17 protein-coding genes and 2 pseudogenes are annotated in these 24,616 nt (G+C 73.8%); 9 read left to right on the top strand and 10 right to left on the bottom strand.

What is annotated here, in order from left to right; all coding sequences use genetic code 11:
• Window position 1 precedes the first annotated feature (1 nt).
• Window positions 2–1,945 carry an AfsR/SARP family transcriptional regulator gene (locus MCBG_RS01750; RefSeq protein ID WP_223200988.1) on the top strand — a complete coding sequence of 648 codons (1,944 nt, stop codon included), beginning with the start codon at window positions 2–4 and terminating at the stop codon, window positions 1,943–1,945.
• A 63-nt stretch (window positions 1,946–2,008) separates the two neighbouring features.
• Here the strand turns inward: MCBG_RS01750 and MCBG_RS01745 are convergent, their stop codons facing one another.
• On the bottom strand, window positions 2,009–3,082 hold the full coding sequence (locus tag MCBG_RS01745; protein WP_043323358.1) for a hypothetical protein: 1,074 nt from the start codon (window positions 3,080–3,082) through the stop codon (window positions 2,009–2,011).
• Window positions 3,083–3,493: 411 nt separating this feature from the next.
• Here MCBG_RS01745 and MCBG_RS01740 point away from each other — a divergent pair, with 411 nt between their 5' ends.
• A complete protein-coding gene (locus MCBG_RS01740; protein ID WP_043323357.1) occupies window positions 3,494–4,384 on the top strand; it encodes an SGNH/GDSL hydrolase family protein in 891 nt (296 codons plus the stop codon).
• A gap of 55 nt (window positions 4,385–4,439) precedes the next feature.
• Here MCBG_RS01740 and MCBG_RS01735 read toward each other — a convergent pair whose 3' ends face one another.
• On the bottom strand, window positions 4,440–5,675 hold the full coding sequence (locus MCBG_RS01735; RefSeq protein WP_043323354.1) for a glycoside hydrolase domain-containing protein: 1,236 nt from the start codon (window positions 5,673–5,675) through the stop codon (window positions 4,440–4,442).
• A gap of 210 nt (window positions 5,676–5,885) precedes the next feature.
• On the opposite strand from MCBG_RS01735, the gene MCBG_RS32840 reads away from it, so the two are divergent.
• Together MCBG_RS32840 and MCBG_RS01730 are read left to right on the top strand one after the other, a co-directional pair.
• On the top strand, window positions 5,886–6,038 hold the full coding sequence (locus MCBG_RS32840; protein ID WP_166456009.1) for a hypothetical protein: 153 nt from the start codon (window positions 5,886–5,888) through the stop codon (window positions 6,036–6,038).
• Window positions 6,038–7,003, top strand: a complete 966-nt coding sequence (locus tag MCBG_RS01730; RefSeq protein ID WP_030499177.1) for a golvesin C-terminal-like domain-containing protein — start codon at window positions 6,038–6,040, stop codon at window positions 7,001–7,003. The genes MCBG_RS32840 and MCBG_RS01730 overlap by 1 nt, the downstream gene beginning before the upstream one ends.
• 53 nt (window positions 7,004–7,056) lie before the next feature.
• Here the strand turns inward: MCBG_RS01730 and MCBG_RS01725 are convergent, their stop codons facing one another.
• Together MCBG_RS01725 and MCBG_RS33415 are read right to left on the bottom strand one after the other, a co-directional pair.
• Window positions 7,057–8,286 (bottom strand): epoxide hydrolase family protein, encoded by a 1,230-nt coding sequence (locus tag MCBG_RS01725; protein ID WP_051610913.1) that lies wholly within the window; start codon window positions 8,284–8,286, stop codon window positions 7,057–7,059.
• Between the two features lie 22 nt (window positions 8,287–8,308).
• Window positions 8,309–8,713 (bottom strand): hypothetical protein, encoded by a 405-nt coding sequence (locus MCBG_RS33415; protein ID WP_223200987.1) that lies wholly within the window; start codon window positions 8,711–8,713, stop codon window positions 8,309–8,311.
• Between the two features lie 527 nt (window positions 8,714–9,240).
• On the opposite strand from MCBG_RS33415, the gene MCBG_RS01715 reads away from it, so the two are divergent.
• On the top strand, window positions 9,241–11,466 hold the full coding sequence (locus MCBG_RS01715) for a hypothetical protein (RefSeq protein WP_043323352.1): 2,226 nt from the start codon (window positions 9,241–9,243) through the stop codon (window positions 11,464–11,466).
• Window positions 11,467–11,479: 13 nt separating this feature from the next.
• On the opposite strand, the pseudogene MCBG_RS01710 reads toward MCBG_RS01715, so the two are convergent.
• A pseudogene (locus MCBG_RS01710) lies at window positions 11,480–12,035 on the bottom strand (GNAT family N-acetyltransferase).
• Complete coding sequence (locus MCBG_RS01705) at window positions 12,032–14,068, bottom strand: penicillin acylase family protein (protein ID WP_043323350.1); 2,037 nt, start codon at window positions 14,066–14,068, stop codon at window positions 12,032–12,034. Before MCBG_RS01705 ends, MCBG_RS01710 begins: the two are co-directional and overlap by 4 nt.
• A 228-nt stretch (window positions 14,069–14,296) precedes the next feature.
• Here MCBG_RS01705 and MCBG_RS01700 point away from each other — a divergent pair, with 228 nt between their 5' ends.
• Genes MCBG_RS01700 through MCBG_RS01685 form a run of 4 tightly spaced genes read left to right on the top strand, consistent with a single transcriptional unit; the run spans window position 14,297 to window position 19,514 of the window.
• Complete coding sequence (locus tag MCBG_RS01700) at window positions 14,297–15,850, top strand: pyridoxal phosphate-dependent decarboxylase family protein (RefSeq protein ID WP_043323347.1); 1,554 nt, start codon at window positions 14,297–14,299, stop codon at window positions 15,848–15,850.
• A gap of 27 nt (window positions 15,851–15,877) precedes the next feature.
• Window positions 15,878–17,152 carry a lysine N(6)-hydroxylase/L-ornithine N(5)-oxygenase family protein gene (locus MCBG_RS01695; RefSeq protein WP_043323345.1) on the top strand — a complete coding sequence of 425 codons (1,275 nt, stop codon included), beginning with the start codon at window positions 15,878–15,880 and terminating at the stop codon, window positions 17,150–17,152.
• Entirely contained in the window at window positions 17,149–17,733 is a 585-nt protein-coding gene (locus tag MCBG_RS01690) for a GNAT family N-acetyltransferase (protein ID WP_043323343.1), read from the top strand. Before MCBG_RS01695 ends, MCBG_RS01690 begins: the two co-directional genes overlap by 4 nt.
• On the top strand, window positions 17,730–19,514 hold the full coding sequence (locus MCBG_RS01685) for an IucA/IucC family protein (protein WP_043323341.1): 1,785 nt from the start codon (window positions 17,730–17,732) through the stop codon (window positions 19,512–19,514). Before MCBG_RS01690 ends, MCBG_RS01685 begins: the two co-directional genes overlap by 4 nt.
• 46 nt (window positions 19,515–19,560) lie before the next feature.
• Here MCBG_RS01685 and MCBG_RS01680 read toward each other — a convergent pair whose 3' ends face one another.
• The 4 genes and pseudogenes from MCBG_RS01680 to MCBG_RS01665 all read right to left on the bottom strand — a co-directional run bounded on the left by MCBG_RS01680 (window position 19,561) and on the right by MCBG_RS01665 (window position 24,460).
• Window positions 19,561–20,463 (bottom strand): siderophore-interacting protein, encoded by a 903-nt coding sequence (locus MCBG_RS01680; RefSeq protein ID WP_043323340.1) that lies wholly within the window; start codon window positions 20,461–20,463, stop codon window positions 19,561–19,563.
• Between the two features lie 45 nt (window positions 20,464–20,508).
• Window positions 20,509–22,612, bottom strand: a pseudogene (locus tag MCBG_RS01675) (iron ABC transporter permease).
• A gap of 5 nt (window positions 22,613–22,617) precedes the next feature.
• Window positions 22,618–23,607 carry an ABC transporter substrate-binding protein gene (locus MCBG_RS01670; RefSeq protein ID WP_043323338.1) on the bottom strand — a complete coding sequence of 330 codons (990 nt, stop codon included), beginning with the start codon at window positions 23,605–23,607 and terminating at the stop codon, window positions 22,618–22,620.
• Window positions 23,608–23,635: 28 nt separating this feature from the next.
• On the bottom strand, window positions 23,636–24,460 hold the full coding sequence (locus MCBG_RS01665; RefSeq protein ID WP_043323336.1) for an ABC transporter ATP-binding protein: 825 nt from the start codon (window positions 24,458–24,460) through the stop codon (window positions 23,636–23,638).
• Window positions 24,461–24,616 lie beyond the last annotated feature (156 nt).

Here is a 24,616-nt window from a genome sequence, read left to right as displayed (position 1 = left end):
CTTGCACCATCTGGGATCGAGGTATTCCCCAGCCGAAGGTGGGAATTCCAGCCGTGCACCACACTGTGGACGGTCCTGCGGAGCGGGGGAATACATCGATGCGGTTCAGTGTCCTCGGCCCGCTGGCCCTTCACGTGGACGATCACCCGATCACGCTCACCGGCACCAAGCCCCGCCTTCTGCTCGCCGTGCTGCTGCTGAGCCCGGGGCGAAAAGTCGCCACCTCCCGGCTGGTCGACGGCCTTGGCCGGGCGCCGCGTCGGCGGTACGCAACCTGCGGACGTACGTACACCGGCTGCGGCAGGCGCTGGACCGCGGCGGCGACTCGGCCGACCGGCTGGTCCACGACGGCGCCGGCTACCACCTGCGGGTCGACGAGGACGAGCTGGACCTGCTGCGGTTCCGGCGTCTCACCGACGACGCCCGCCGGGCCGCGCGGGGGGACCGGCCGGAGGTCGCCGCCGAGCTGTTCGACCAGGCGGTCGAGCTGTGGGGCGGGCCCCCGCTGGAGGACCTGGCGGATCCGGGCACCGACCTGGGCGCGACCGTCACGGCGCTGCGGGAGCAGCACCGGGAGATCACGACCGAGCTGTTCGACCTGCGCCTGCGACTGCGGCAACCGGCCCGGGTCATCCCGTCGCTGCGCCGGATGGTGGCCGAGGAGCCGCTCGACGAACGCCGGCAGGCGCAGCTGGTGACCGCGCTGACGCTGGAGGGGCGTGTGGCCGAGGCGCTGGCCGTGTACCAGCAGGCCCGGCGCGGCATCGTCGACGAGCTCGGCGTCGACCCCGGTCCCACCCTCCAGGGCGCCCTCCAGGCCGCGCTGGACGGGGACTCCGCCGAGGTCCGACCACCGTCCGGCTGGCCGGCGGTCCTCGGCGCCGGGCCCGCGGCGCCGCCCGGCCCGCCGCCGAGCCCGCAGGCCCTGCCGATGAAGCCGCCGTCCCTGGTCGGCCGGGACACCACGGCCAGCCAGCTCCGCACCATCGCCGAGGGGATCGCCGACCCGGCCGGCGCCGACGAGCACGCCGGGGTCGTGCTCGTGTCCGGCGCGCCGGGCGTCGGCAAGTCGTCGTTCTCGGTGTCCAGCGGGTACGACCTGGCCGACCTCTTTCCCGACGGTCAGCTCTTCGTCAGCTTCGACAGCAGCGACGAGACACCCCGCGGCAGCGGCGAACTGATCAGGGAGCTGCTCGTCGAGCTGGGTGTACCGCTGGCCGACGTGTCCGAGGACATCCGGGAGCGTTCCGCCGCGCTGCGGTGCGCGCTCGCCGGCCGACGGCTGCTGCTCATCATCGACGACGTCCACTGCGCGCAGCAGGTGCGCCCGCTGCTGCCCGGCGCGGGCCGCAGCCTGGTGCTGATCAACAGCCGGCAGCGCCTGCTGGACCTGGACGTCGGCTGGCGGTTGACGCTCGGCGCGCTCGACCGCGCCGACGCGGTGGAACTGCTGGCCACGATCGCCGGTGAGCGCCGGGTACGCGAGCAACCGGAGGTGTTCGGCCGGATCGCCGCGGCCTGCGACCTGTTGCCACTGGCGCTGCGGATCGTCGGCAGCCGGCTCGTCACCCAGCCCGACGTCGCCCTGCCCGGCTTCGCCGCGCACCTGGAGGACGAGGAGAACCGGCTGTCCGAGCTGGCCGTCGGGGACATCTCGGTGCGCGGCAGCCTCTCGGTCAGCTACCAGGCGCTGGACGTCGACGCCCGCCGGGCGCTGCGCGCGCTGGCCCGCGCCGGCTCGTTCATCACCCCGGCCAGCGCGGTGGAGATCCTGCGCCTGCCCCGGCAGCAGGCCAACCGGATGGTGGAGCACCTGGTCCAGCACAATCTGCTGCTGCCCGTCGACTCGGACGATCCGGGCCAGCACTTCCACCTGCCGGAGCTGCTGCGGCTCTTCGCCCGCGAGTGTGTGGACGCGCACGGCCGCCCGTTGCCGGCCACCTGACCCGCCGGCAGCCGGATCGGGGTGTGCGGGTCAGCCGACGCGCACACCCCGATCCGGGTCTCCTCACTTGAGGAAGCGGTCCAGCGCGGCCTCGATGGTGCCGCTGTCCGGCGTCGCGTACGACTTCATCGTCACCTTGTTGTAGGAGATGAAGCTCGGGCAGCGGGCGGCCGGAGCGTTCACCGTGCCGCCGTCACCGACCTTCTCGGCGGTCTTGGCGGCGTGGAACGTCAGCGTGTACCGCGAGGAGATGTAGTCGACGGTGACGACCTTGTCCTCGCTGTTCTTGTACTGGCACTTCTTCGGCGTGCCCTCGCTGCCCTCGACCATCTTCAGGCAGCCGATGACGGACACGGTGGCGAAGTCCGCCGACTTGGCGTAGTACGGCTTGGCCGAGCTGATCGTCTTCTGCGACCAGAACGTCGGCCGGTCCGGGGAGTTGGAGAAGACGTACGCCTTCGAGCCCGCCGGCGCGGTGTACGGGGCGGCGTTGAGGATCGGTCCCCCGTCGCAGACCGCCGACATCTCGCTGGCGTACCGCGCGGTGATCGCGTCGTTGTTGGTGGGACCGTCCGGCCCGGGCGACTCCGGCCCGTCAGCGCTGGGGGTCGCGGACGGACTGCCGTCCGGCCCGGGGGTGGCGCTGCCGGAGGCGACCGGCTTCGGGTCCTCCTCGTCGCCGTTGAAGGCGACGTAGGCGAGCCCGCCGCCGCAGCAGAGCAGCGTCAGCGTCACCGCACCGGCGGCGAGGCCGACGATCAGCCCCTTGCTCTTGCCGCCGCCGCCCTGGGGCGTGCCGGGCGCGTAGGGCGCGGCCGGCGGCGGGAAGCCGGCCTGCCCCGGGTACGACACCGCGGGCTGCGGCGCCCCGTACGGCGCGCCGGAGGCCGGCTGCGATCCGTAGGGCGCGCCGGAAGCGGGCTGGGCGCCGTACGGTGCGCCGGAGGCCGGCTGGGCGCCGTAGGGCGCGCCCGACGCCGGCTGCGAACCGTAGGGGGCACCTGACGCCGGCGGCGAGCCGTAGGGCGCGCCGGAGGCCGGCTGCGCGCCGTACGGGGCGTTCGGGTCGGGCTGGTTGCCCCACGCTCCGGCGTTCGGGTCCGGATAGCCTCCGTAGGGAGGGTGATTGTCACTCATCTGAGGTTCTTCCACCTGTCGTCCGTGGTTCCGGCGATCAACCACTTCGCAGCGTAATGACGGCCGCAAATCCGGGATCGCCGACGTTCGATCGGTCGCTCACCAGCCGTGCCGGGGTGGCTCCGGTGCGTGCCTCCGCGAATCCGGCCCCGGTCCAGCCACCAGGAGCGACAGTGCCGGGGAGCGTTGCGCCGCAACGAATCGACCCGTCGACGGGCTCCCGGCACCCGATTCCGGGGACGCCGAAAAGTGTGACACACACAACACCTGAGGCCGCGTCGGCAACCCTCCCCCAGGCAGTGCCGGACCACATCCCGGGACACGCTTTAGTGAGCGCTGTCTATATTGACGTGCGCCACAGGCGTGGACAGAATCCCAGCACCACCACCAGGACCCCTCCGGGAGGGCCCCATGAACCGTCCCCGCCTGCCGCTGATGCGGACCGCCACCAGACTCGCCGCGGTCGCCGCCGCCACCGCCGGCGTGCTGCTCGCGGCCACCGCGCCCGCCGTCGCCGCCGCGCCCACCGGGCGGTACGTGGCGCTCGGCGACTCCTACACCTCCGCCCCGCTCGTGCCCACCCAGGTCGACCTGAACTGCCTGCGCTCCAACCGCAACTACCCGTCCCTGGTCGCGGCGTCCGCCGGTTCGTCGTCGTTCACCGACGTGAGCTGCTCCGGGGCCACCACCGAGGACATCCTGTACGGCGGCGACGGCGCGCTGGGCATCGCGCTGCCACCGCAGGTCAACGCGGTCACCGCCAGCACGGCGCTGGTCACGGTCCAGATCGGCGGCAACGACATCGGCTTCTCCGGCATCATCGGCGACTGCGCCGAGGCGAGCGTGAGCAGCCCGCTCGGGTCGCCCTGCAAGGACCGGTTCACCGCGGGCGGCACCGACCAGTTGCGGGCCCGGATCGCCGCCGCCGCGCCGAAGGTGACGGCTGTGCTGCGGGCGGTCCGCCAGGCCGCGCCGAACGCGCGCGTGGTGGTGCTCGGCTATCCGGCGATCCTGCCCGACAGCGGGTACGGCTGCTGGCCGGTGGTGCCGATCGCCTACCAGGACGTGCCGTACCTGCGCGGCGTCCAGAAGGCGCTCAACACGATGCTCGCCGACACCGCGGCGGCGGGCGGGGCCAGCTACGCCGACGTCTACACCCCGTCGATCGGCCGGGACGCGTGCAAGAGCAGCGGCACCCGCTGGGTGGAGGGGCTGGTGCCGCAGAACTCCGCCGCGCCGTTCCACCCGAACGCCCGCGGTGAGCAGGGCATGGCCACCGCCCTGCTGGCGCACCTGAGCTGACCCGGACGCCGTGAGCCGGCCCCGCCGAGGCGGAACCGGCTCACGGCCCGCGGGTTCACAGCCGGGTGATACGGACCGCGTCGGCGACCACGTACCCGGTCCCGGCGCTCCAGCGGCTCACCCCGACCTTGTCCCCGGCGCCGGCGGCGAGCGTGAACACGCCGAGCGAGACCCAGCGTCCGCCGCCGGTGCGCTGGTCGACCGCCACCGACCGGTTGCCGGTCGTGGTGGCGACCAGGTACGGGGTGCGGTCGTTGTAGCCGGGGTCGGCCGGGTACCACACCGACACCTCGTAGGCGCCGGTCGCGGGCAGGCTCGCCCGGAACCAGGCCACATCGCTGGCCGCCACCGGCGTGGCGAAGCGGTAGTCGGCGCCGTAGCGCTGCCCGGAGTACGCGGAGGCGCCCCACGCCGCGCCCGCGCTGAACCCGCCCGACGTGGCGTTGTCGACCGTGACGCTCCACGACGCGGGCGGGGTGCCGGCCCGTACGTCCAGGTAGTTGCGGTCGATCTTCATGGTCACGCCGCCCCACGTCTCGGTGACGTCCCCGGCGTACTGGTGCAGGCGCTGCTGGTCGGCGTAGCGGTCGTCGGCGCAGTACGTGCCCCCGTCGGTGTCCGCGACGCCGTTCCACCAGGCGATCCAGATCTGGTCCAGGCGCAGGTACCGGGTGTCGTCGTAGGCGGCGCAGACATCGGTGATGCCGGACGAGCCGCTGGAGTACATGCCGGCGAGGTAGCCGCGCGTGTGCAGCCGCTCGACCCAGCCGGAGAGGAAGGAGAGCACGGCGGCGCGGCAGCTCGCGTTCGACGGGTACTGCTCGATGTCGTTGTAGAGCGTGCTGCCCGCGCCGATGCCGAGCGCCGCCGCGGCGGCGGCCGCGCTGTCCGCCGCGGTCCGGCCCTGCCCGCGGGCGGTGGCCGGGTCGGCGGACATCTTCGGCGTACGGGTGCCGCACGGCGCCTGGTAGCCCAGCTCGATCGGGATCAGCCGCCAGCCCTTGCGGGTCTGGTCGGCGACCCAGGTCGCGGTCAGGTTGGGCTGGGCGCACGTGCGGCTGGCGCCGCTGATGTAGACGCCGACCGCGCGGTACGGCGAGGCGGTCAGCCAGGCGTCCATCGCGGCCTGCGACGGCGCGGTGCACGTGTCGAAGCCCTTGCCGGTGAAGGTGCCGGGCTGCGGGCCGACCGCGGCGACAGTGGCGGCGGCCTCGGCCGGGGCGGCCGCGGTGGCCGGGGCCGCGGCCGCGGCCACGGCGAGAAGTGTCAGGGCCGTGACGAACGCTCTCATCGGCGCCCCTCCTGTGAAGGATTCCTCGCTCGACGGCGAGACTTGGGCAGGATTTCTACCACGCATCGACGAACGACGACAGATGGCGGTGGCGAAAGTTTTCACAATGGAAACGATCATTGAAGGGTATCGACAGAGCGCCCGACGCCGGGATAGCGTGCCCACACTCACGAGCGTCGATCGATACTGCGCCGTCACCCGAGGAGCGCCATGCCCACGTCACGATCCCCCCGTCTGCGACGCCGAGGTCTGCTCGGCGTACCCGCCCTGGCGGCCGCCGCCCTCGTGGTGGCCGTCCGCCCCGGTACGGCGCACGCCGCGCCGAAGGCCGAGTGCCTCGCCGACCTGCTCCGGGAGCAGTGATGGCCACCATTCCCTGGCTCGTTGACGTGCTGCGGGCCGCCGGCGTGCAGGTGGTGGTCGAGGGCGACTGGCTCAACCGGATGCGCTCCGGCTCGTTCGACCCGATTGGCGTGCTCTGGCACCACACCGCCGCCACGTCCAGCGCCACCAACCCGCACCCGGCGCTGAACATCTGCATCAACGGCCGCTCCGACCTGCCCGGCCCGCTCTGCCAGGCGCTCGTGGACTACCACGGCGTGTTCCACGTGATCTCGGCCGGCCGGTGCAACCACGCCGGCACCAGCGGCGGCAGCGGCCCGATCCCGGCCGGCGACGGCAACACCCTGATGATCGGCTGGGAGATCGACTACAACGGCGTCGACCAGCGGATGACCACCGCCCAGTACAACGCGAGCATCGCGGCCACCGCCGCCGTGCTCAAGCGGCTCGGCCGGGACTCCAGCTACGCCCGGGGGCACCGGGAGACCAGCACCACCGGCAAGATCGACCCGTCCTTCATCGACCTGAACACGATGCGCGCCGACGTGGCCGCCAAGATGGCCGGCGGCGGCACCGGCTGGACGTCGACGGTGGACAACGCCACCGCGGGCCGGTTCACCGCCAGCGCCAACTGGGGCACCTCGACCTACTCCGGGCAGCGCTACGGCGCCGACTACCGGTACGCGGACCCGGTCGCCGCGAGCGACGCCGCCTGGTACAAGTTCAACGTCCCCCGTACCGGCAACTACCGGGTCGACGCGTGGTGGCCGGCGAACGCGGGCTACAACGCGGCCACGCCGTACATCGTCGCCACCACCACCGGCAACCGGACGGTCACCGTCGACCAGCGGGCGACCGGCGGGCAGTGGCGCTCACTCGGCACGTTCACGCTGCCGGCCGGGGACGCCAACCGGGTGGCGGTCAGCCGGTGGAGCTCCGCCGCCGGCCTGGTCATCGCCGACGCGGTCCGGCTGACCGAGGTCTGAATCCGCGGACGCGGCCGGGTGGACATCCCACCCGGCCGCATCCGTCCCGGCAGTCAGCGCAGCGAGCGGAAGGCCGCCCGCATCTCCTGCGCGAACAACTCCGGCTGCTCCCAGGCGGCGAAGTGCCCACCCCGGTCCAGCTGGTTGTAGTGGATCAGGTTCGGGTACGCCCGCTCCGCCCAGCTGCGCGGCGCGAGCAGGATCTCGTCCGGGAACTGGCTCACCGCGGCCGGCACCCGGACGCCCTTCGCGGCGAAGAACGACAGCGCGTTCTGCGCGTACAGCCGGGCCGAGGACACGCCGGTGTTGGTCAGCCAGTAGAGCGTGACGTTGTCCAGGATGTCGTCGCGGCTCAGGCCGCCGGGCCGGCCGGCGAAGGCGGCGCAGATCAGATCCAGGCTGGCTGCGTCGTGGTCGAGCATGAACGTCGCCAGCCCGGCCGGCGAGTCGGCGAGCGCCGTCAGCGTCTCCGGGCGGGTCGTCATGATCAGCGCGTACGCGGAGTGCTTCCAGAAGAAGTCGATCCGCTCGCAGGCGGCCCGCTCCTCGTCCGAGAGCCCGGCCGGCAGCTCCGCGAGGGGGTTGTTCACGCCGGTGATGCCGCGTTGCAGCAGCGCGTCGATGTCCGGCGGCACCACGCACGGCATGTTCGTGTGGATGCCGGCCAGCTCCGGCGGCGCCTGCACGCCGAGCATGTCGGTGATCAGCGCGCCCCAGTCGCCGCCCTGGGCCACGAACCGGGTGTAACCCAGCCGCCGCATCAGCTCGGTCCAGGCGCGGGCGATGTGCTGCGGGTCCCAGCCGGGCCCGTCCGGCTTGCCGGAGAAGCCGTAGCCGGGCATCGACGGGATCACCAGGTGGAACGCGTCCGAGGCGCGGCCGCCGTGCGCGGTCGGGTCGGTGAGCGGGCCGATGATCTTCAGCTGCTCGATCACCGATCCCGGCCACCCGTGAGTGACGATCAGCGGCAGCGCGTCGTCGTGCCGGGACCGGACGTGGATGAAGTGGATGTCCAGGCCGTCGATCTCGGTGACGAAGTTCGGCAGGTCGTTGAGCCGCGCCTCGACCTTGCGCCAGTCGTACTCGGTCGCCCAGTACCGGGCCAGCGCCTGGCTGGTCTCCAGCGGCACACCCTGGGACTGGTCGTCCACCGTCTGGCGCTCTGGCCACCGGGTGGCCGCGAGCCGGGTCCGCAGGTCCTGCAGGTCCGCCTCCGGCACGTCGACGCGGAACTCGCGGATGTCGGCGCCGGTACGCGTCGGCGTCAGGGTCTTGACGGCCACGGGTTGTCCTCCTCGGGTCGGGTCAGGGACCGAACGTGAAGACGTACGCGCGGAGACCGGGCCGCTCGGCGCGCAGGGTGAGCCGGTGCTCCCCCGGCGGCGCGCCGTCGACCAGCCGGATCATGGCCGCCCGGTCGACGACGACCCGGCTGTCCGGGTCCACGTCGGCGCCGCGCGCGTCAGCGGCCGGTTTCCCGTCCAGCAGCACGCGAACCCCGGCCGGTCCCGCCGGTCCGGGGTCGGCCACCAGGTTCACCTCCCCGGCGGTGAACGGCAGGACCAGTTCGGCGTGGCCGCCCGCGACCTCGACGTACTCGCCCTCGACCCGCCAGTCGCCGGTGAGCGCGTACGTGCCGGGCACGCCCCGCTCGGCGCCGAGATAGGTCTCCGGGGTGATCCCCGCGTACGTGGGCTGCCGGCTCGTCACGAAACGCTGTCACCTCCGGGGTGACCGGCGGCAGCGCGGTCCCGGGCGCGGCGGACTCGACCAGCCGCCGGATCTCCGTCTCGGTGCGGTCGTAGCCGCCCTCGCCGACCCAGCGGTCGGCCAGCGTGCGCGCCGATCACCGTGAGCCCCAGATCCCGGTAGTCGCGGTGCCACGCCCGCACGTACGGGGCGGTGCGGATCCAGTTCACGCAGGTGTACTCCCAGACGTCGACCAGAACCACGCGCCCGCGCAGCTCCTCCGGCGTCAGCGGCGCGGAGTTCACCCACCGGCGGACGTCGATCGGCGGCAGCCGGGTCGCCACGGCAAGGTCGTCACGCGAAGCGCCGGTCGTGCGGGACCCCTTCCTCGGCGGACCGTCGGCGGTTACCCGGACGGTACGGCTTCGAACGGCCGCCCGAGGTAGGTGCGCGGGCGTTTGCCCGCCGCCCGGCGGGGTAGGACGCTGCGCCACCCGAGGGCGGGCCGTGCCAGGCGGCGTGGGCGGCCGGGACGTCGCGGAGGGTCGATGACGGCTGGACCAGGGCGGGCGCAGGCCCCGCCGGGCGAGGTGGTGGAGCTGCGGGTGCACGGGGTCTCCGCGGGCGGGGCCGCCGAGGTGCTGGGCCGGCCGCTGGTCCGGCAGGTCGCGGGCGACCGCAGCGCCGGCTTTTACCGTCCCCGTCCGGACCTGGCCGACGGGCGCGGCGCGAGCGGAGTGACGCTGGAGGCGTACCAGTGGAACGACCTGCCGTCCGGCACCGCGCTGCGTACCCTCTCGCTGCTGTTCCTGATGCCCTTCATGCTGCTCAACGTGGCCGTGTGGATGCGGCCGGGGGACGCCGTCGGCGGCGCGGTGGTGCGGGCGCTGTGCCGGGTGCTGGGGTTGAGCCTGACCGCGTTGTACGTGCTCGCCGGGGCCGGGGTCGCGCTGGACCTGGTGGCCTGGCAGTGCCTGTCCGTCCCGGCGTGCGTCGCCGACCGGGAGTGGCTGTCCTGGATGGGCGGGCGGCCGGTCGGGCTGCGGCTGGTGGTGCTGGCGCTGGTCCCGGCGGCCGCGGTGAGCCTGGTCTGGTGGGGCTCCCGGCGGCCGGGACGCTCGTTCACCGCGTTCCGGGCGCCGGAGCGGGCGACGGCCGGGCCTCCGCTGAGCACGATCGGCCAGTGGGACACCGAGCCGCTGATGGGCCGGCTGCGTTCGATCCACATCGCGGCGGCCTTCGCCACCCTCGATGGCTGTCTCCTCGCCGCCCGGGCCGCGCAGGGCGTCCCGCCGACGGTGGCGGTGCTGCTGGCGGTCACCGGCGCGGTGCTGCTCGCCTGCCTGGTCCTGGTCTGCGTGCCGCCGCTCGTCGACCGGGCGCCCACCGACCCGCGACGTGACCGGGTCGCCCGGGTGCTGCGCGGCACCGCGATCGGGCTCACCGTCGTGGTGGCCGGGTATCTGCTGTTCGCCCCGGCCCGCTGGCGTGCCGGCGGCGGGCTGCCCGGCTACGGCTCGATCCTGACCTGGCTGCTGGTCACGCACGCGGTACTGCTCGGCGGCCTGGCCGCGGTGCTGATCTGGCACCGCCTACGAGTCCGCGGCCACCAGCCGCCGAACGGGCTCGGGGCGCTCGTGGTAGCCGCGGCGGCGGGCGGGCTCGCGGTGGCGTACTCCGCCGAGCTGGTCCAGCGCACCGCCGACCTGCTGGACCGGGGCGTGTCCCCGGCGGACGACATACCGGGCCCGGCGCACGCGTACACCTGGGCGATCTACGGCTTCTTCCGCGCGCTGCTGGTCACCCTGGTGGTCGCGGCAGTGGTGGCGCTGGTGTCCCGGCGCGGCCGGATGCGGGCCGCCGGGGCGATCGTCGAGCGGGACTTCCCGTCGCCGCCGGCCGAGGCGGCGCCCCGGCTGCGGCAGGTCCGGACGATGATCGTGCGGGCCCGGTTCACCGACCTGCTGGTGCCGCTGGCGGTGCTGTTCGCCGTCATGGCCGGACTGGGCGCGGCGACCACCGCGATGGCGCTGGTCCGTCCCGATCCGGGCGAGACGCTGGAGCACCGCACGCACGTCCCGGCGGAGCTGGTCATGTTCGGCATCGAGGTGGGCGGGGTGGCGATCTCGGCGGCGGTGCTGGCCCTCATCCTCGCCGGGATCTTCGCCTACCGCAGTCCCGGGTTCCGGCACCACGTCGGCGTGCTCTTCGACCTGGCCACGTTCTGGCCCCGGGCGGCACACCCGTTCGCACCGCCCTGCTACGCCGAGCGGGCCGTGCCGGAGCTGGCCCGGCGCATCACGTACCTGGTGCACAGCGGCAACGGGGTGCTGCTGTCCGGCTACAGCCACGGCTCGGTGCTCGTCGCCGCGACCGTCCTGCAGCTACCGGCGGAGGTCAGCGCGCGGGTCGCCCTGCTCACCTACAGCTCGCCGCTGCGCCGGCTCTACGCCCGCCTGTTCCCCGCCTACGTCGGCGGCGAGATGCTGCGCGGGATCGGCGGCCGGATCGGCTGGCGCTGGCGCAACCTGTGGCGGGACACCGACGCGCTGGGCGGATGGATCTTCTCCCCGCACCGCCCGGACGAGCCGGCCCGCGTCACCGGCCCGGAGGCAACTGTGGACCGTCGCCTCCGGGATCCGGAGAGCCTGGTCGCCCCGCCCTGGGACAGCGTCCCCCCGCCGATCAAGGGTCACCTCCCGTCGGAGGACGACCCGGCGTACGCCGAGACGGTGCGGGACCTGGCCGGGCGGCTGCGCGCCGCCGAGCCGTGACGCGGGCATGGCTTCACGCGGGCGGGTGCTCCGCCTCGAACCGCTCCCGGGTGAGGAACGCCAGCCTCGCCCGCTTGTCCGGCATGTCGATCTCCTCACCGAGCGTGAAGCCCTCGATGCGCAGGCGGCGCAGCATGGCGTCGTTGGCACGTCCGGCTCGGCCACACGCGACGCGCGGCCGGGTCACGCAGCAGGAACCGCATCAGGGCCGGGAAGACCGCGCCGGTCACGCCGCGCGGGTACCGCCGGGGCGGGTCGAGCAGCAGGTGCATCCCCACGTCGCCGGGCTGCACCGGGTAACGCTCGCCGACCGGGTCCGCCTCCGGCTGGTACGTCTGGAACAGCCCGATCGGCTCGCCGTCGAGCCGGATCAGGTACGCGTGGTGGGTCTCCAGCCCGTCGACGAACGCGTAGATGTCGCGTACCTGGTCGATGGTGTGCGAGCCCATGCCCCAGAACCGGTTGCGGGGCCGGATCACCCAGCCGTGCAGCAGGCCGGCGTCCCGCTCGGGGCGGAGCGGCTCCAGCGCCAGCGCGCCGAGGCCGGGAATCGACTCCAGGTGGATCACGTCGTCTCGTCTCCCGTCAGTGGGCCGGCGGGCACCGGGATCAGCGTCCCGGCGGCCCAGTGGGTCAGCTGGTCGGCGAAGTGCGGGTCGCCGGGGTGCCCGGACGCGCCGAACGGGACGATCCAGCGGCTGGCCGCCCGGTCGGTCAGGTTCCACACGTAGCGGGCCACCGGGCCGCGCCAGCAGGCGTCGGAGACGCCCGGCACGCTGGAGGTGGCCAGCACGCAGTCGGTGTCACCGGCCAGCGCCACCCGCTCCCGCATCGCGGTCACCGCGTCGGTGACCGCCGGGGCGACGCCCAGGTGCACCGGGTGCAGCAGGTGCCGGCTGCCCCACTCACCGGGCGGCGGGCCGGCGGCCACCTCGGCCAGCGCCTCGGCCGCCGGTTCCGCGAGGTCGAACCCGGCCGCGAGGTGGTCCAGCGCCAGGCCGATCCGCGCCGCCGGGTCGGTCCAGGGGGCGAACAACTCGTCGAACCCGCACGGCTCGTCGAGCGCACGCAACCCCGGGTGTACGCGCAGCCGCCGGGCCAGCGCCGCCCGCCAGGCCGCGTACGCGCCCGCCTCGGCCGACCCGCCCGCCATCGCCCGGTCCCATCGGCGCAGCCGCCGCAGCAGCGCGCGGGCGGGTTCGTCGAGCCGGCCCGGGTCGAGCCGGTCGAGCAGCCGGTACAGCGGGCCGGCCGGGAGCCGGTCGTCGGTGTGCACTGTGGACGCCTCGGCGCCGTCGGCGAGCAGCGCGCGGATCCGGCGCGCCCGGTGCGGCGGGGCGAAGTCGACACCGTGCGCTGCGACGTCGTCGCGGCGGTCGTTGGCGCATACCGCCACGCCGTCGACCCGCTCGTCCACCGGCGGCACGTAGTCGCCCCGCCACCGGTAGGCCGGCTCCCAGGCCGGCACCGGCTCCCGGCGGCACCGTTCGTCGCGTACCGGGACCAGGCCGGCGACCAGACGGCGGACGCCGCCCTCGGTGTCGGCGGTGAGCACGCTGTTGACCGGCTCGACCCAGTGTCGCAGCGCGTCGGCGACGTCGGCGGCGCGTCGGGCGCGTAGCAGCGGTAGCAGTGCCGAGGATCCCACCCGGGCCTCCACCCGGCTCGGGGCGCGCAGCGCGATGGCCTCGCCGGTGACCCGGTCGTGGTCGATCACCGGGCCGCGGGGCGTCTCGATCACCTCGACCGTCTCCGGGTCGCCGCCGCGGACCTCGATCTCCTCGACGTGACGCGCGACCGGGGTCCAGCCGTCGGCGTCGCGCGCCAGCACCCGGTCGCCGTCGCGGCGCAGCCGCTCGCGGTAGAGGTCCTGGTAGTCGGCCATCGCGTTGGTGACGGCCCAGGCCACGTGGCCGGTGTGGCCGAAGTGCGGCAGGCCCGGCACGCCGGGGAAGGCGAGGCCGACCACGTCGAACTCCGGGCAGGCCAGCCGGACCTGCTGGTAGACGCCGGGCAGTTCGAGCAGCCGGTGCGGGTCGCCGGCGATCAGCGGGCCGCGCCCGGTGGCCGGGTCGGCGGGCAGCGCCCAGGCGTTGCTGCCCGACGACGCGGGTCCTTCCACGGCGAACAGTCCGGCCGCATCGGGGCCGAGCGTGCGGGCCACGTGCGCGTGCCAGAGCTTGTTCGGGAAGGTGGAGAACAGCACGTGCTGGACGAGGAACACGCCGAGCGGTGACCAGGGGCGCCACGGTTCGGGCGCGGCGCCGGTGGCGGTGAACTCGGGCGCGGCGGCGGCGCCCTCGGCGAGTCCGGCGTTGACCCCGTCCACGTACGCCTCGACCCACCGCCGGGTGTCCGGGTCCAGCCGTTCGTAGCAGCGCCGGGCGGTGTCGTCCAGCCGTACGCGGCGGGCGAACCGGTCCCACGCCAGCTCGGACGGTCCGACGTGGGCGGCGAGGCGGCCCTCGGCACGCCATCGTTCGACGCTGATCTGCCACGCCCGGTCGGTCGCGGCGACACGCCCCTGCAGACGGGCCAGCGCGTCGGCGTCACCGGCCCACAGTTGCGGCACGCCCCACTGATCGCGATCGACGTGCGTCACCGTCTCGGCCCGCCTCGGCGCGCCGGGCGGCGGTTCCGTTCCACAGTCAACTTAGGATAACCTCCCCTAACCGAGGGCGACCTTACCGCGACACGCGGCAGGCGCCAACCGGCGGTAGTTCCAGGACAAAGCGCACCGAGTCACGCTTGCTAGTTAGGCGAGCCTAACCTAACCTGATCGCCGCGGCTGTGGCCGCACGTCCTGTCCGTACGACCGCTGGGAAGTCGCATGAGTTCGATCGGGAGCCCGACCGGCGCCGCGCCCACCGACACCGGCCGCGCCGCCGCCACGGCCCGCGACCACCTGTTCAACGCCGGCTCGCTCGGGCGGTACCGGGACGTGCTGGCGCGCGGCGTCGACCGGGTCGCCCGGCGGGTCGGCGAGGTGGACACGCCGTTCACCGGCGTCACGCCCGACCAGCTGGCGCCGCTCATCGGCGGCATCGACCTCGACCGGCCGCTCGGCGACACCGACGCCGCCCTGGACGAGCTGCACGACGTGTGGCTACGCGACGCGGTGTGGTTCCACCACCCGCGCTACCTCGCCCACCTCAACTGCCCGGTGGTCATCCCGGCGCTGCTCGGCGAGGCGGTGCTCAGCGCGGTGAACTCCTCACTGGACACCTGGGACCAGAGCACCGGGGCCACCCTGATGGAGCGGCGCCTGATCGAGTGGACGGCCGGGCGGATCGGGCTGGGTCCGACCGCCGACGGGGTGTTCACCAGCGGCGGCACCCAGTCGAACCTCCAGGCCATGCTGCTGGCCCGGGAGGAGGCGTACCGCCGGGCGGTGGGTGGCGCGGCCACCCGGCCGGACCGGCCGCAGGTGCTGTCCCGGCTGCGCGTCATCACCTCCGCGGCCGGGCACTTCAGCGTGCAGAAGGCCGCCAAGCTGCTCGGCCTCGCCGCCGACGCGGTGCTCACCGTACCCACCGACGCGGCCCGCCGGATGCGCGCCGACGAGCTGGCCCGCACTATCGACAACTGCCACCGCGACGGTCAGGTGGTGATGGCAGTGGTCGCCACCGCCGGCACCACCGACTTCGGCAGCATCGACCCGCTGCCCGAGATCGCCGACATCTGCGCCGACGCGGGCGTCTGGATGCACGTCGACGCCGCGTACGGCTGCGGGTTGCTCGTCTCCCCCACCCGCCGCCACCTGCTCGACGGCATCGAGCGGGCCACCTCGGTGACAGTCGACTACCACAAGTCCTTCTTCCAGCCGGTCAGCTCCAGCGCGCTGCTGGTGCGCGACGGCCGGGCGCTGCGCCACGCCACCTGGCACGCCGACTACCTCAACCCGGCCCGCGCGGTCGAGCAGGGCATCCCGAACCAGGTCGACAAGAGCATCCAGACGACGCGGCGGTTCGACGCCTGCAAGCTCTGGCTGACCCTGCGGATCATGGGGCCGGACGGGGTCGGCGAGCTGTTCGACCAGGTCGTCGACCTCGCGGCGCAGGCGTGGCAGCGGCTCGACGCCGACCCGCGCTTCGAGGTGGCCGCACCGTCGCAGCTGAGCACAGTGGTCTTCCGCTACCGGCCGTCCGGCCTCGCACCCGACCTGGCCGACGAGGCCAACCTGCACGCCCGCGACGCGCTGGCCGCCTCCGGCGCCGCCCTGGTCGCCGGCACCAAGGTCGACGGCGCGCACCACCTGAAGCTCACGCTGCTCAACCCCGAGACCACAGTGGACGACATCGCCCACGTGCTGGACCTCATCGCCGACCACGCCGCCTGGTACGCCCGGACCGCTGCCGCCGAGCTGTCCTGCCCGGTCGGCTGACCCCCCGTCGAGGAGAACGAGAACCCCATGTCGACCCACGACTTCATCGCCGTCGGGCTGGGCCCCTACAACCTCGGCCTGGCCTGCCTCACCGCACCGATCGACGACCTCGACGGGCTGTTCCTGGAGGCCCGCGACAGCTTCGACTGGCATCCCGGCATGCTGCTCGAATCGACCCGGCTCCAGACGCCGTTCATCGCCGACCTGGTCACGCTCGCGGACCCCACCTCGCCGTACTCGTTCCTGAGTTACCTGAAGGAGACCGGGCGGCTCTACCCGTTCTACATCCGGGAGAGCTTCTTCCCGCTGCGCGCCGAGTACAACGACTACTGCCGCTGGGCCGCCGCCAAGCTGCCGAACCTGCGCTTCCGGCACGCCGTCACCGCCGTCGAGTACGACGCGACCGACGACCGGTACGTGGTGCGCGCCGACACGCCGGACGGGCCGGTCACCCACCGGGCCCGGCACCTCGTGCTCGGCACCGGCACCCCGCCGTACCTGCCGCCGGCCTGCGCCGGGCTGGGCGGTGACATGATCCACAACTCGCGCTACCTGGAACACCGGGAGGCGCTGCGGGCCAAGGACAGCATCACGATCGTCGGCAGCGGCCAGAGCGCCGCCGAGATCTTCCACGACCTGCTCGGCGACATCGACACGTACGGCTACCAGCTCACCTGGGTGACCCGCTCGCCCCGGTTCTTCCCGCTGGAGTACACCAAGCTCACGCTGGAGATGACCTCGCCGGACTACGTGGACTACTTCCACGCGCTGCCCGAGCCGACCCGCTACGCGCTGGAGGCCGCGCAGAAGCCGCTGTTCAAGGGCATCAACGCCGACCTGATCAACGACATCTACGACCTGCTGTACGCCAAGAGCCTGCACGGACCGGCGCCCACCCGCCTGCTGACGAACACCGAACTGGTCGAGGCGGCGTACGCCGACGGCCGCTACCGCCTCGGGCTGCGCCACACCGAGCAGGACCGCGCGTTCACGCTGGACACCGCAGGACTGGTGCTGGCCACCGGCTACCACTACCGGGTGCCGGAGTTCCTCGCGCCGGTACGCGACCGGCTGCGCTTCGACGCGCACGGCCGCTTCGACGTGGCCCGCAACTACAGCGTCGACCACACCGGCCGCCGGGTGTTCCTGCAGAACGGGGGCACGCACACGCACAGCATCACCTCGCCGGACCTGGGCATGGGCCCGTACCGCAACTCGTGGCTGATCCGGGAGATGACCGGCCGCGAGCACTACCCGGTGGAGAAGAGCATCGCCTTCCAGGAGTTCGGAGCGCCGGCGTGAGCGCGTTCACCCGCGTCGACGACGCGCTGGGCGAGTTCACGCTGCGCCCGCTGGACCCGGACGCCGACGCCGCGCTGCTGCACCGCTGGGTCACCCATCCCAAGTCCGCGTTCTGGCTGATGCAGGACGCCGACCTGGCCGCGGTCGCCGCCGAGTACCGGCGCATCGCCGACCACCCGCACCACGACGCGTACCTCGGGTCGTGGCGCGGCACCCCGGCGTTCCTGGCCGAACGGTACGACCCGGCGCACGTCGAGCTGGTCGGCCTGTACGACCCGGAGCCCGGCGACGTGGGCATGCACTTCCTCTGCGCGCCCGCCGACACGCCGGTGCACGGCTTCACCCGCGCCGTCATCACCACGGTGATGGCCTGGCTGTTCGCCGACCCGGCGACCCGCCGCGTGGTGGTGGAACCCGACGTGCGCAACACGGCGGTGCACGCGCTCAACGCGGCCGTCGGCTTCACCGTCGTCGGCCCGATCCGCAAGCCCGAGAAGGAGGCGCTGCTCAGCGTCTGCACCCGGGACCAGTTCCGGGCCGCCACCGGCGCGCCCGCAGGCGAGGAAGGGGCACCGGCGTGAACGCCAGCGCAGCAGTGGACCACCTGACCCCCGAGGCGTGGGCGACCGCCAACCGGCTGCTGGTGCGCAAGGCGCTCGCCGAGTTCGCCCACGAGCGCCTGATCACCCCCGAGCCCACCGGCCCCGGGCAGTGGCTGGTCCGCAGCGACGACGCCGCCGTCGAGTACCGGTTCGCCGCGCGGCGGCTGGCGCTGGACCACTGGGAGGTCGACGCGGACAGCATCGTGCGCCGCCGCGACGGCGCGGACCTGCCGCCGGACGCCGTGGATCTGTGCGTGGAGCTGCGCGGCGCGCTCGGCCTCACCGACGCGATCCTGCCGGTCTACCTGGAGGAGATCACCTCCACGCTGGCCGGGACCGCGTACAAGCTGGCCAAGCCCGCGGTGAGCGCCGCCGAGCTGGCCGCCGCCGGGTTCCAGGCGATCGAGACCGGCATGACCGAGGGCCACCCCTGCTTCGTGGCCAACAACGGCCGCCTCGGCTTCGGCGTGCACGAGTACCGCGCGTACGCCCCGGAGGCCGCCGCGCCGGTACGGCTGCTCTGGCTCGCCGCGCACCGCGACCACACCACCTTCACCTGCGCCGACGACCTGGACTACGACACGCTGATGCGGGCCGAGCTGGGCGAGGCGACGCTGGCCGGGTTCACCGGCACGCTCACCGGGCTGGGCCTGGACCCGGCCGACTACCTGTTCGTCCCCGTGCACCCGTGGCAGTGGTGGAACAAGCTCGCCGTCACGTTCGCCGGTGAGGTGGCCGCGCGCCGGCTGGTCTGCCTCGGCGAGGGGCCGGACGAATACCTGGCGCAGCAGTCCATCCGCACCTTCTTCAACGTCAGCGACCCGGCGAAGCACTACGTGAAGACCGCGCTGTCGGTGCTGAACATGGGCTTCATGCGCGGGCTGTCCGCCGCGTACATGGAGGCCACGCCGGCGATCAACGACTGGCTGGCCGGGCTGATCGAGGGCGACCCGGTGCTCAAGCGCACCGGCCTGTCGATCATCCGGGAGCGCGCCGCGATCGGTTACCGGCACCGGCAGTACGAGGCGGCCACCGATCGCTACTCCCCGTACCGGAAGATGCTGGCGGCGCTGTGGCGGGAGAGCCCGGTGCCCGGGCTGGAACCCGGGCGGCGGCTGGCCACCATGGCCTCGCTGCTGCACCTGGACCGCGACGGCCAGTCGCTGGCCGTGGCGCTGATCGACGAGTCCGGGCTGGCCCCGGCCGACTGGCTGCGCCGCTACCTGGACGCCTACCTGGTGCCGCTGCTGCACAGCCTGTACGCCCACGACCTGGCGTTCATGCCGCACGGCGAGAACGTCATCCTGGTGCTGCGCGACGGCGTCGTCGAGCGGGTCGTGTTCAAGGACATCGCCGAGGAGATCGTGGTGATGGACCCGGACGCGGACCTGCCGGAGCGGGTCCGGCGGATCCGGGCCGCCGTACCCGAGGACGAGAAGATCCTGTCCATCTTCACCGACGTCTTCGACTGCTTCCTGCGGCACCTCAGCGCCACCCTGCACACCCGGGGCGTGCTCGACCAGGCCGAGTTCTGGCGCACCGTCGCCGCGTGCGCCGCCGACTACGCCGCCACGGTGCCGCACCTGGCCGACCGGATGCGCCGGCACGACCTGTTCGCGCCGGAGTTCACGCTGTCCTGCCTCAACCGGCTCCAGCTGCGCAACAACCAGCAGATGGTGGACCTGTCCGACCCGTCGGCCGCGTTGCAGTTCGCCGGCACGCTGGTCAACCCGCTCGCCCCGTACGCGCCGCGCGGATGACGAAGCGGGCCGGCGCGTCGTGCGCCGGCCCGCTCCCGCGAGACGATCAGTTCTCCGCGCGACCGGCCCGCCAGTAGCCCATGAACGCCACCGCGCGCCGGTCCATGCCCCGCTCGGTGACCAGGTGCCGCCGCAGGCCGCGGATCACCGCCGCCTCCCCGGCCAGCCAGGCGTAGAGCGCCGCGCCGTCGGGCCGCTCCGGCACCTCCCAGAGGATGTCCCGGTCCACGTCCACCTCGGCCAGCGGTGCGGCGCCCGCCGCGACAGGTACCGGCACCAGCCGGCCGGCCAGGCTCGTCACGGCCGGGGTGAGCCGGCTGCCGTGCGGGGCACCGTCGCGGGGCAGCCAGGTCACTGTGACGCCGGCCGGGGGCCGGCAGGGCAGCTCGTCGCCGGTCTCCGGCACCTCCACCAGCGCGTGCCCGCGCGCGTCGGCGGGCAGCCGCTCCAGGATCGCGCAGATCGCCGGCGCTGCGGTCTCGTCGCCGGCCAGCAGCAGCGTCGCCCCGGCGGGCGGCTGGAACTCGACACCGCCGTGCGGGCCGTCCCAGCCGGCGTCCGGGCCGACCACGGCGATGCGGTCGCCGAGGCGGGCCCGCCGGGCCCAGCGGGTGGCCGGGCCGCCGTCGCCGTGCAGCGCCATGTCCACGTCCACCTCGTACGCCTCCGGCCGGACCGCGCGGACCGTGTAGGTGCGGATCGGGCTGCGCAGCGCGTCCGGCAGCTCACGCCACCGCGGGAACCAGTCCGGCCCGTCGGGCAGCTCCCCCGACGCGCCGTCGACCGGCGGCAGGGCCAGCTTGATCCGCTGGTCGTACCCGTTGTCGGCGAACCGGTCCAGGTCCGGGCCGGTGAGCGTCACGCGCAGGAACGACGGGCCGAGCCGGCGTAGCGCGCGGACCTCGACGGTGAAGACTCGCCAGGGCGCGACGGCCAGGGTGCTGGTCATGCGTCATTCCTCTCACGTGCGGGGGGTGGTTCGTCGGCGAACGGGTCAACGGGCGGCCGCGGCGGCGCGGGAACGCCACAGCAGCCAGACGAAGTACGGGGTGCCGATCATGGCGGTGACCAGACCGGCGGGGACCTGGGCGGGGGCGATGACGCTGCGGCCGAGCGTGTCGGCGAGGCTGACCAGGGTGGCGCCGAGCAGCACCGCGACCGGCAGGACGCGGGTGTGCCGCCCGCCGACGAGCGCCCGGGCCGCGTGCGGCGCGACCAGGCCGACGAAGCCGATCACGCCGACCGCCGACACGGCGGTGGCGGTGAGCAGCGCCGCCAGGCCGAGCGCGACCAGCCGGGCGCGTTCCAGCCGGACGCCGAGCACCCGGGGCGTGTCGTCGTCGAGCGCGAGCAGGTCCAGCTCGCGGCGCACGGCGGCGACCACCGGCAGCGCGACCAGCAGCGCGATCGCCACCGGCAGCACCTGCGGGGCGGTGCGCCCGTAGGTGGAGCCGGACAGCCAGGTCAGGGCCTTGCCGGTGTTCCACGGGTCGGAGGACACCACGATGAACGTGATGATCGCGGTACCGCCCTGCCAGACCGCGAACCCGATCAGCACCAGCCGGTCGGAGTTGAGTCCCCGCCGCCGGGCCAGGCCGTAGACCAGCGCGAACGCGACGACCGCGCCGAGACCGGCGGCGCCGGACAGGGCGAGCACGCCGGCCATCGGCGCGAACGTCAGCAGCGACACCGCGCCGATGCCGGCGCCGCCGGTGATGCCGAGGATGCCCGGCTCGGCCAGCGGGTTGCGGCAGACCGCCTGCACTGTGGTGCCGGCCAGGGCCAGCGCGGCGCCGGCCAGCAGCGCCGCGGCGACGCGCGGCCAGCGGGCGTCCAGCACGAAGGTGTACGCCGGTCCGGTGCGGCCCTGCACCCAGTTGACGATGTCGCCCAGCAGCACCCAGGTGTCACCGGCGAGCATGCCGAGCACCAGCGCGGCGGTGACGACGACCGCGCAGACCGCGACGACGGCGGCGACGAAGCCGCGGGAGCGCACGGCGGCGTGGCCGCCCGGCGCCTGCCGGGTCGGTCCGGCGTCGCGGTGGCGGCGGGCCAGCCAGACCAGCAGCACCGCGCCGAAGAGCGTGGTCACCACGCCGGTCGGCACGTCGACACCGGCCTGGCCGCCGAGCACGGCGCGCAGCAGCACGTCGGAGCCGAGCACGATGACCACGCCGACGATGCCGGACAGCGGCATCAGGACGCGGTGCCGGTGCACCTCGGGCACCCACTTGCCGAGCAGCCGGACGATCACCGGCGCGCCGAGACCGACGAAGCCGATCGGGCCGGCCAGGGTGACCGCCGCGGCGGAGAGCAGCACGGCGAGCAGCACGACCGTGAGCCGGGTACGACGCACGTTGAGCCCGAGCACGGTGGCGGTGTCGTCGCCGAGGGCGAGCAGGTCCAGCCGGTGCCCGAGTGCCACGAGCACCAGTGCGGCGACAGCGATCACGGGGGCGAGCTGGGTGAACGCGACCAGGTCGCCCTGCACGAGCGAGCCGTTGCCCCAGGCGAACAGGCCGATGGTGGCCTGCTCGAACAGCAGCATGAGCAGCATGGTCAGCGAGGACAGCGCCATCGCGGTGGCCGAGCCGGCGAGGATGAGCCGGGTGGTGGCGGCCTGGCCGCGGCCGAGAGCAGCATGACCAGGGAGGCGGCGGCGAGTCCGCCGCAGAACGCCCAGCCCCGCCCGCGGGCAGCGCGGGCAGCGCGATCCCGAACGCGGCGGTGGAGACGATCGCCAGGTGCGCGCCCGCGTTGACGGCGAGCGTGTCCGGCGAGGCGAGCGGGTTGCGGGTGGTCGACTGCAACGCCGCGCCGGCGAAGCCGAGCGCGACGCCGACGGCCAGGCCGGTGAGCAGCCGGGGCAGGCGGGAGGCGACGAGCACCCGGGCGGTCTCGTCGTCGCCGCCGGTGAGCAGCCGGAGCAGGTCCAGCGCCCCGACCGAGGAGGTGCCCTGGGTGAGGTGCACCGCGGTGATCGCGACGAGCAGCGCGGCGGCGAGGGCGAACGCGCCGGCGACCCGGCTGCGCCGGGCGGGCGGCGGCCCGGCCGGGGCCGGCCGGGTGGCCGGCCCCGGTGGGGCGGGGGCGGTCATCGCGCTCAAGCCGTGTAAACCTTGACCAGCTCGTCGATGTACTGCTTGGCGGAGAGCGTGCCGCCGAAGGTCCAGATGCCGTTGGGCATCTTGTGCAGCTTGTTCTGCTGGACGAACGGCAGGGAACGCCAGATCGCGTTGCCGGCGAGGCCGTCGGCGAACACGTCGGTGCCGTCCGAGGCGTTGTAGAAGAAGTGCAGGTCCTGGCTCTTGAGGACGGTCATGCCCTCGACGTCGGTCTGGCCCAGGCCCCACATCTCGTCGGTCTTGCCGGTCCAGGCGTTCTTGAGGCCGAGCTGGATGCCGAGCTGGGAGACGAGCGCGCCCTCGCCGAACATCCGGATCGAGACGGTGCTGCCTTCCTTCCAGCCGTCGGCGATCGCGAACTGCTTGCCGGCCGCACCGGCGTCGGCGATCTTCTTCTTGCCGTCGGCGAGCGCGGCGTCGAAGTCGGCGAGCAGCTTGTCCGCCTGCGCGGTGCGCCCGGTCGCGGTGGCGATCATCTTCAGGTCCGAGCGCATCCGGCCGATGTTGTCGGAGGCGTCGCTGCCCTTGGTGACCAGCACCGGGACGTACTTCTCCAGCTGGGTGACGACGGCGGAGCCGCGCTCGGCCTCCATCACCACGAGGTCCGGCTGGAGGGCGACGATGGAGTCGACGCTCGGCTCACCCCGGGTGCCGACGTCCTTGACGCTCGGGTCGAGCGGGGCGGCGGTCACCCAGGTGGCGTACCCCTTGGGGTCGGCCACGCCGACCGGCATCACGCCGAGGCCGACGAGCATCTCGACCTCGCCCCACTCCAGGCCGACGACCTTGGTGGCGGGGCTCTTGAGCGTGATGGTCTTGCCCCGGCTGTCGGTGACGGTGACCGGGCCGGTGGGCGCGGCGTCGGAGGAGGACGGTGCGGCGGCGGGCTCCTCGGTGGTGCCGCAGCCGGCGATCAGCAGCGCGCTCGCCGCGGCGGCGGCGAGCAGGGTCAGGCGGGTACGCAGCATCGGTTTCTCTTCTGTGTGCAGGGATCGGTCAGGCGGGGATACGGGTCGTGTGCCGGCCGACGGGACGTGTGGAGAGCAGGTTGGTGACCGGGTCGACGATCACCTCGACGCGGATGCCGTACGCCTCGGTGAGCGCCGCCTCGGTGAACACCTCGTGCGGCGTGCCGGTGCCGCGGACCCGGCCCTCGTGCAGGAGCACGACCTGGTCGGCGACGGCGGCGGCCTGGTTGAGGTCGTGCAGCACCACGCCGACGGCGACGCCGGCGGTGTCGGCGAGGTCGCGCATCAGGTCGAGGATCTCCACCTGGTAGCGCAGGTCCAGGAACGTGGTGGGCTCGTCCAGCAGCAGGATCGCGGTGTCCTGGGCCAGGCAGGTGGCCAGCCAGACGCGTTGCAGCTCGCCGCCGGACAGCTCGTCGACCGGCCGGCCGGCCATGCCGTCGACACCTGTCACGGTCATGGCCCGGTCGATCGCGGCGGGCCCGTCGGGGTCGCCGGCGCGCCACCGCTGCCGGTAGGGGTGCCGGCCGTAGCCGACCACGTCCCGCACCGTGACCCCGCTCGGGGTGGGGCGGCTCTGCGCCAGCAGCGTGACCCGGCGGGCGAAGTCCCGGGGGGACAGCGCCCGGGCCGGGGTGCCGTCGGCGAGCACGACCTCGCCGTGTTCCAGCGGGTGCAGGCGGGCCAGCCCGCGCAGCAGCGTCGACTTGCCGCTGCCGTTCGGGCCGACCAGCGCGGTCACCGCCGCGGGGCGCAGCGTGATGGCGGCGTCGTGCACCACCGTCTTGCCGTGGTAGCCCAGCCGCAGCTCACTGCCCGTCAGGCCGTCGGCCCGCGCAACTTCGCTCGTCACGCAGGTTAGGCTAACCTAAGACTCGATCATCCTGTCAAGCCGGTCCTTCGGCCCGATCTCCCCTCCCCCACCCCGGCCCCGACCCGGTCGATCATGAGGTTGACGGCGATGTCGATCTCCGATCCGGCCGCCAACCTCATGATCAACCCGGTGGGG

This window comes from Micromonospora sp. M42, assembly GCF_000568915.1.
GTDB lineage: Bacteria > Actinomycetota > Actinomycetes > Mycobacteriales > Micromonosporaceae > Micromonospora > Micromonospora chalcea.
The sequence above is the reverse complement of the archived record's forward strand: the minus strand, read 5'-3'. Positions and strand labels throughout refer to the sequence as shown.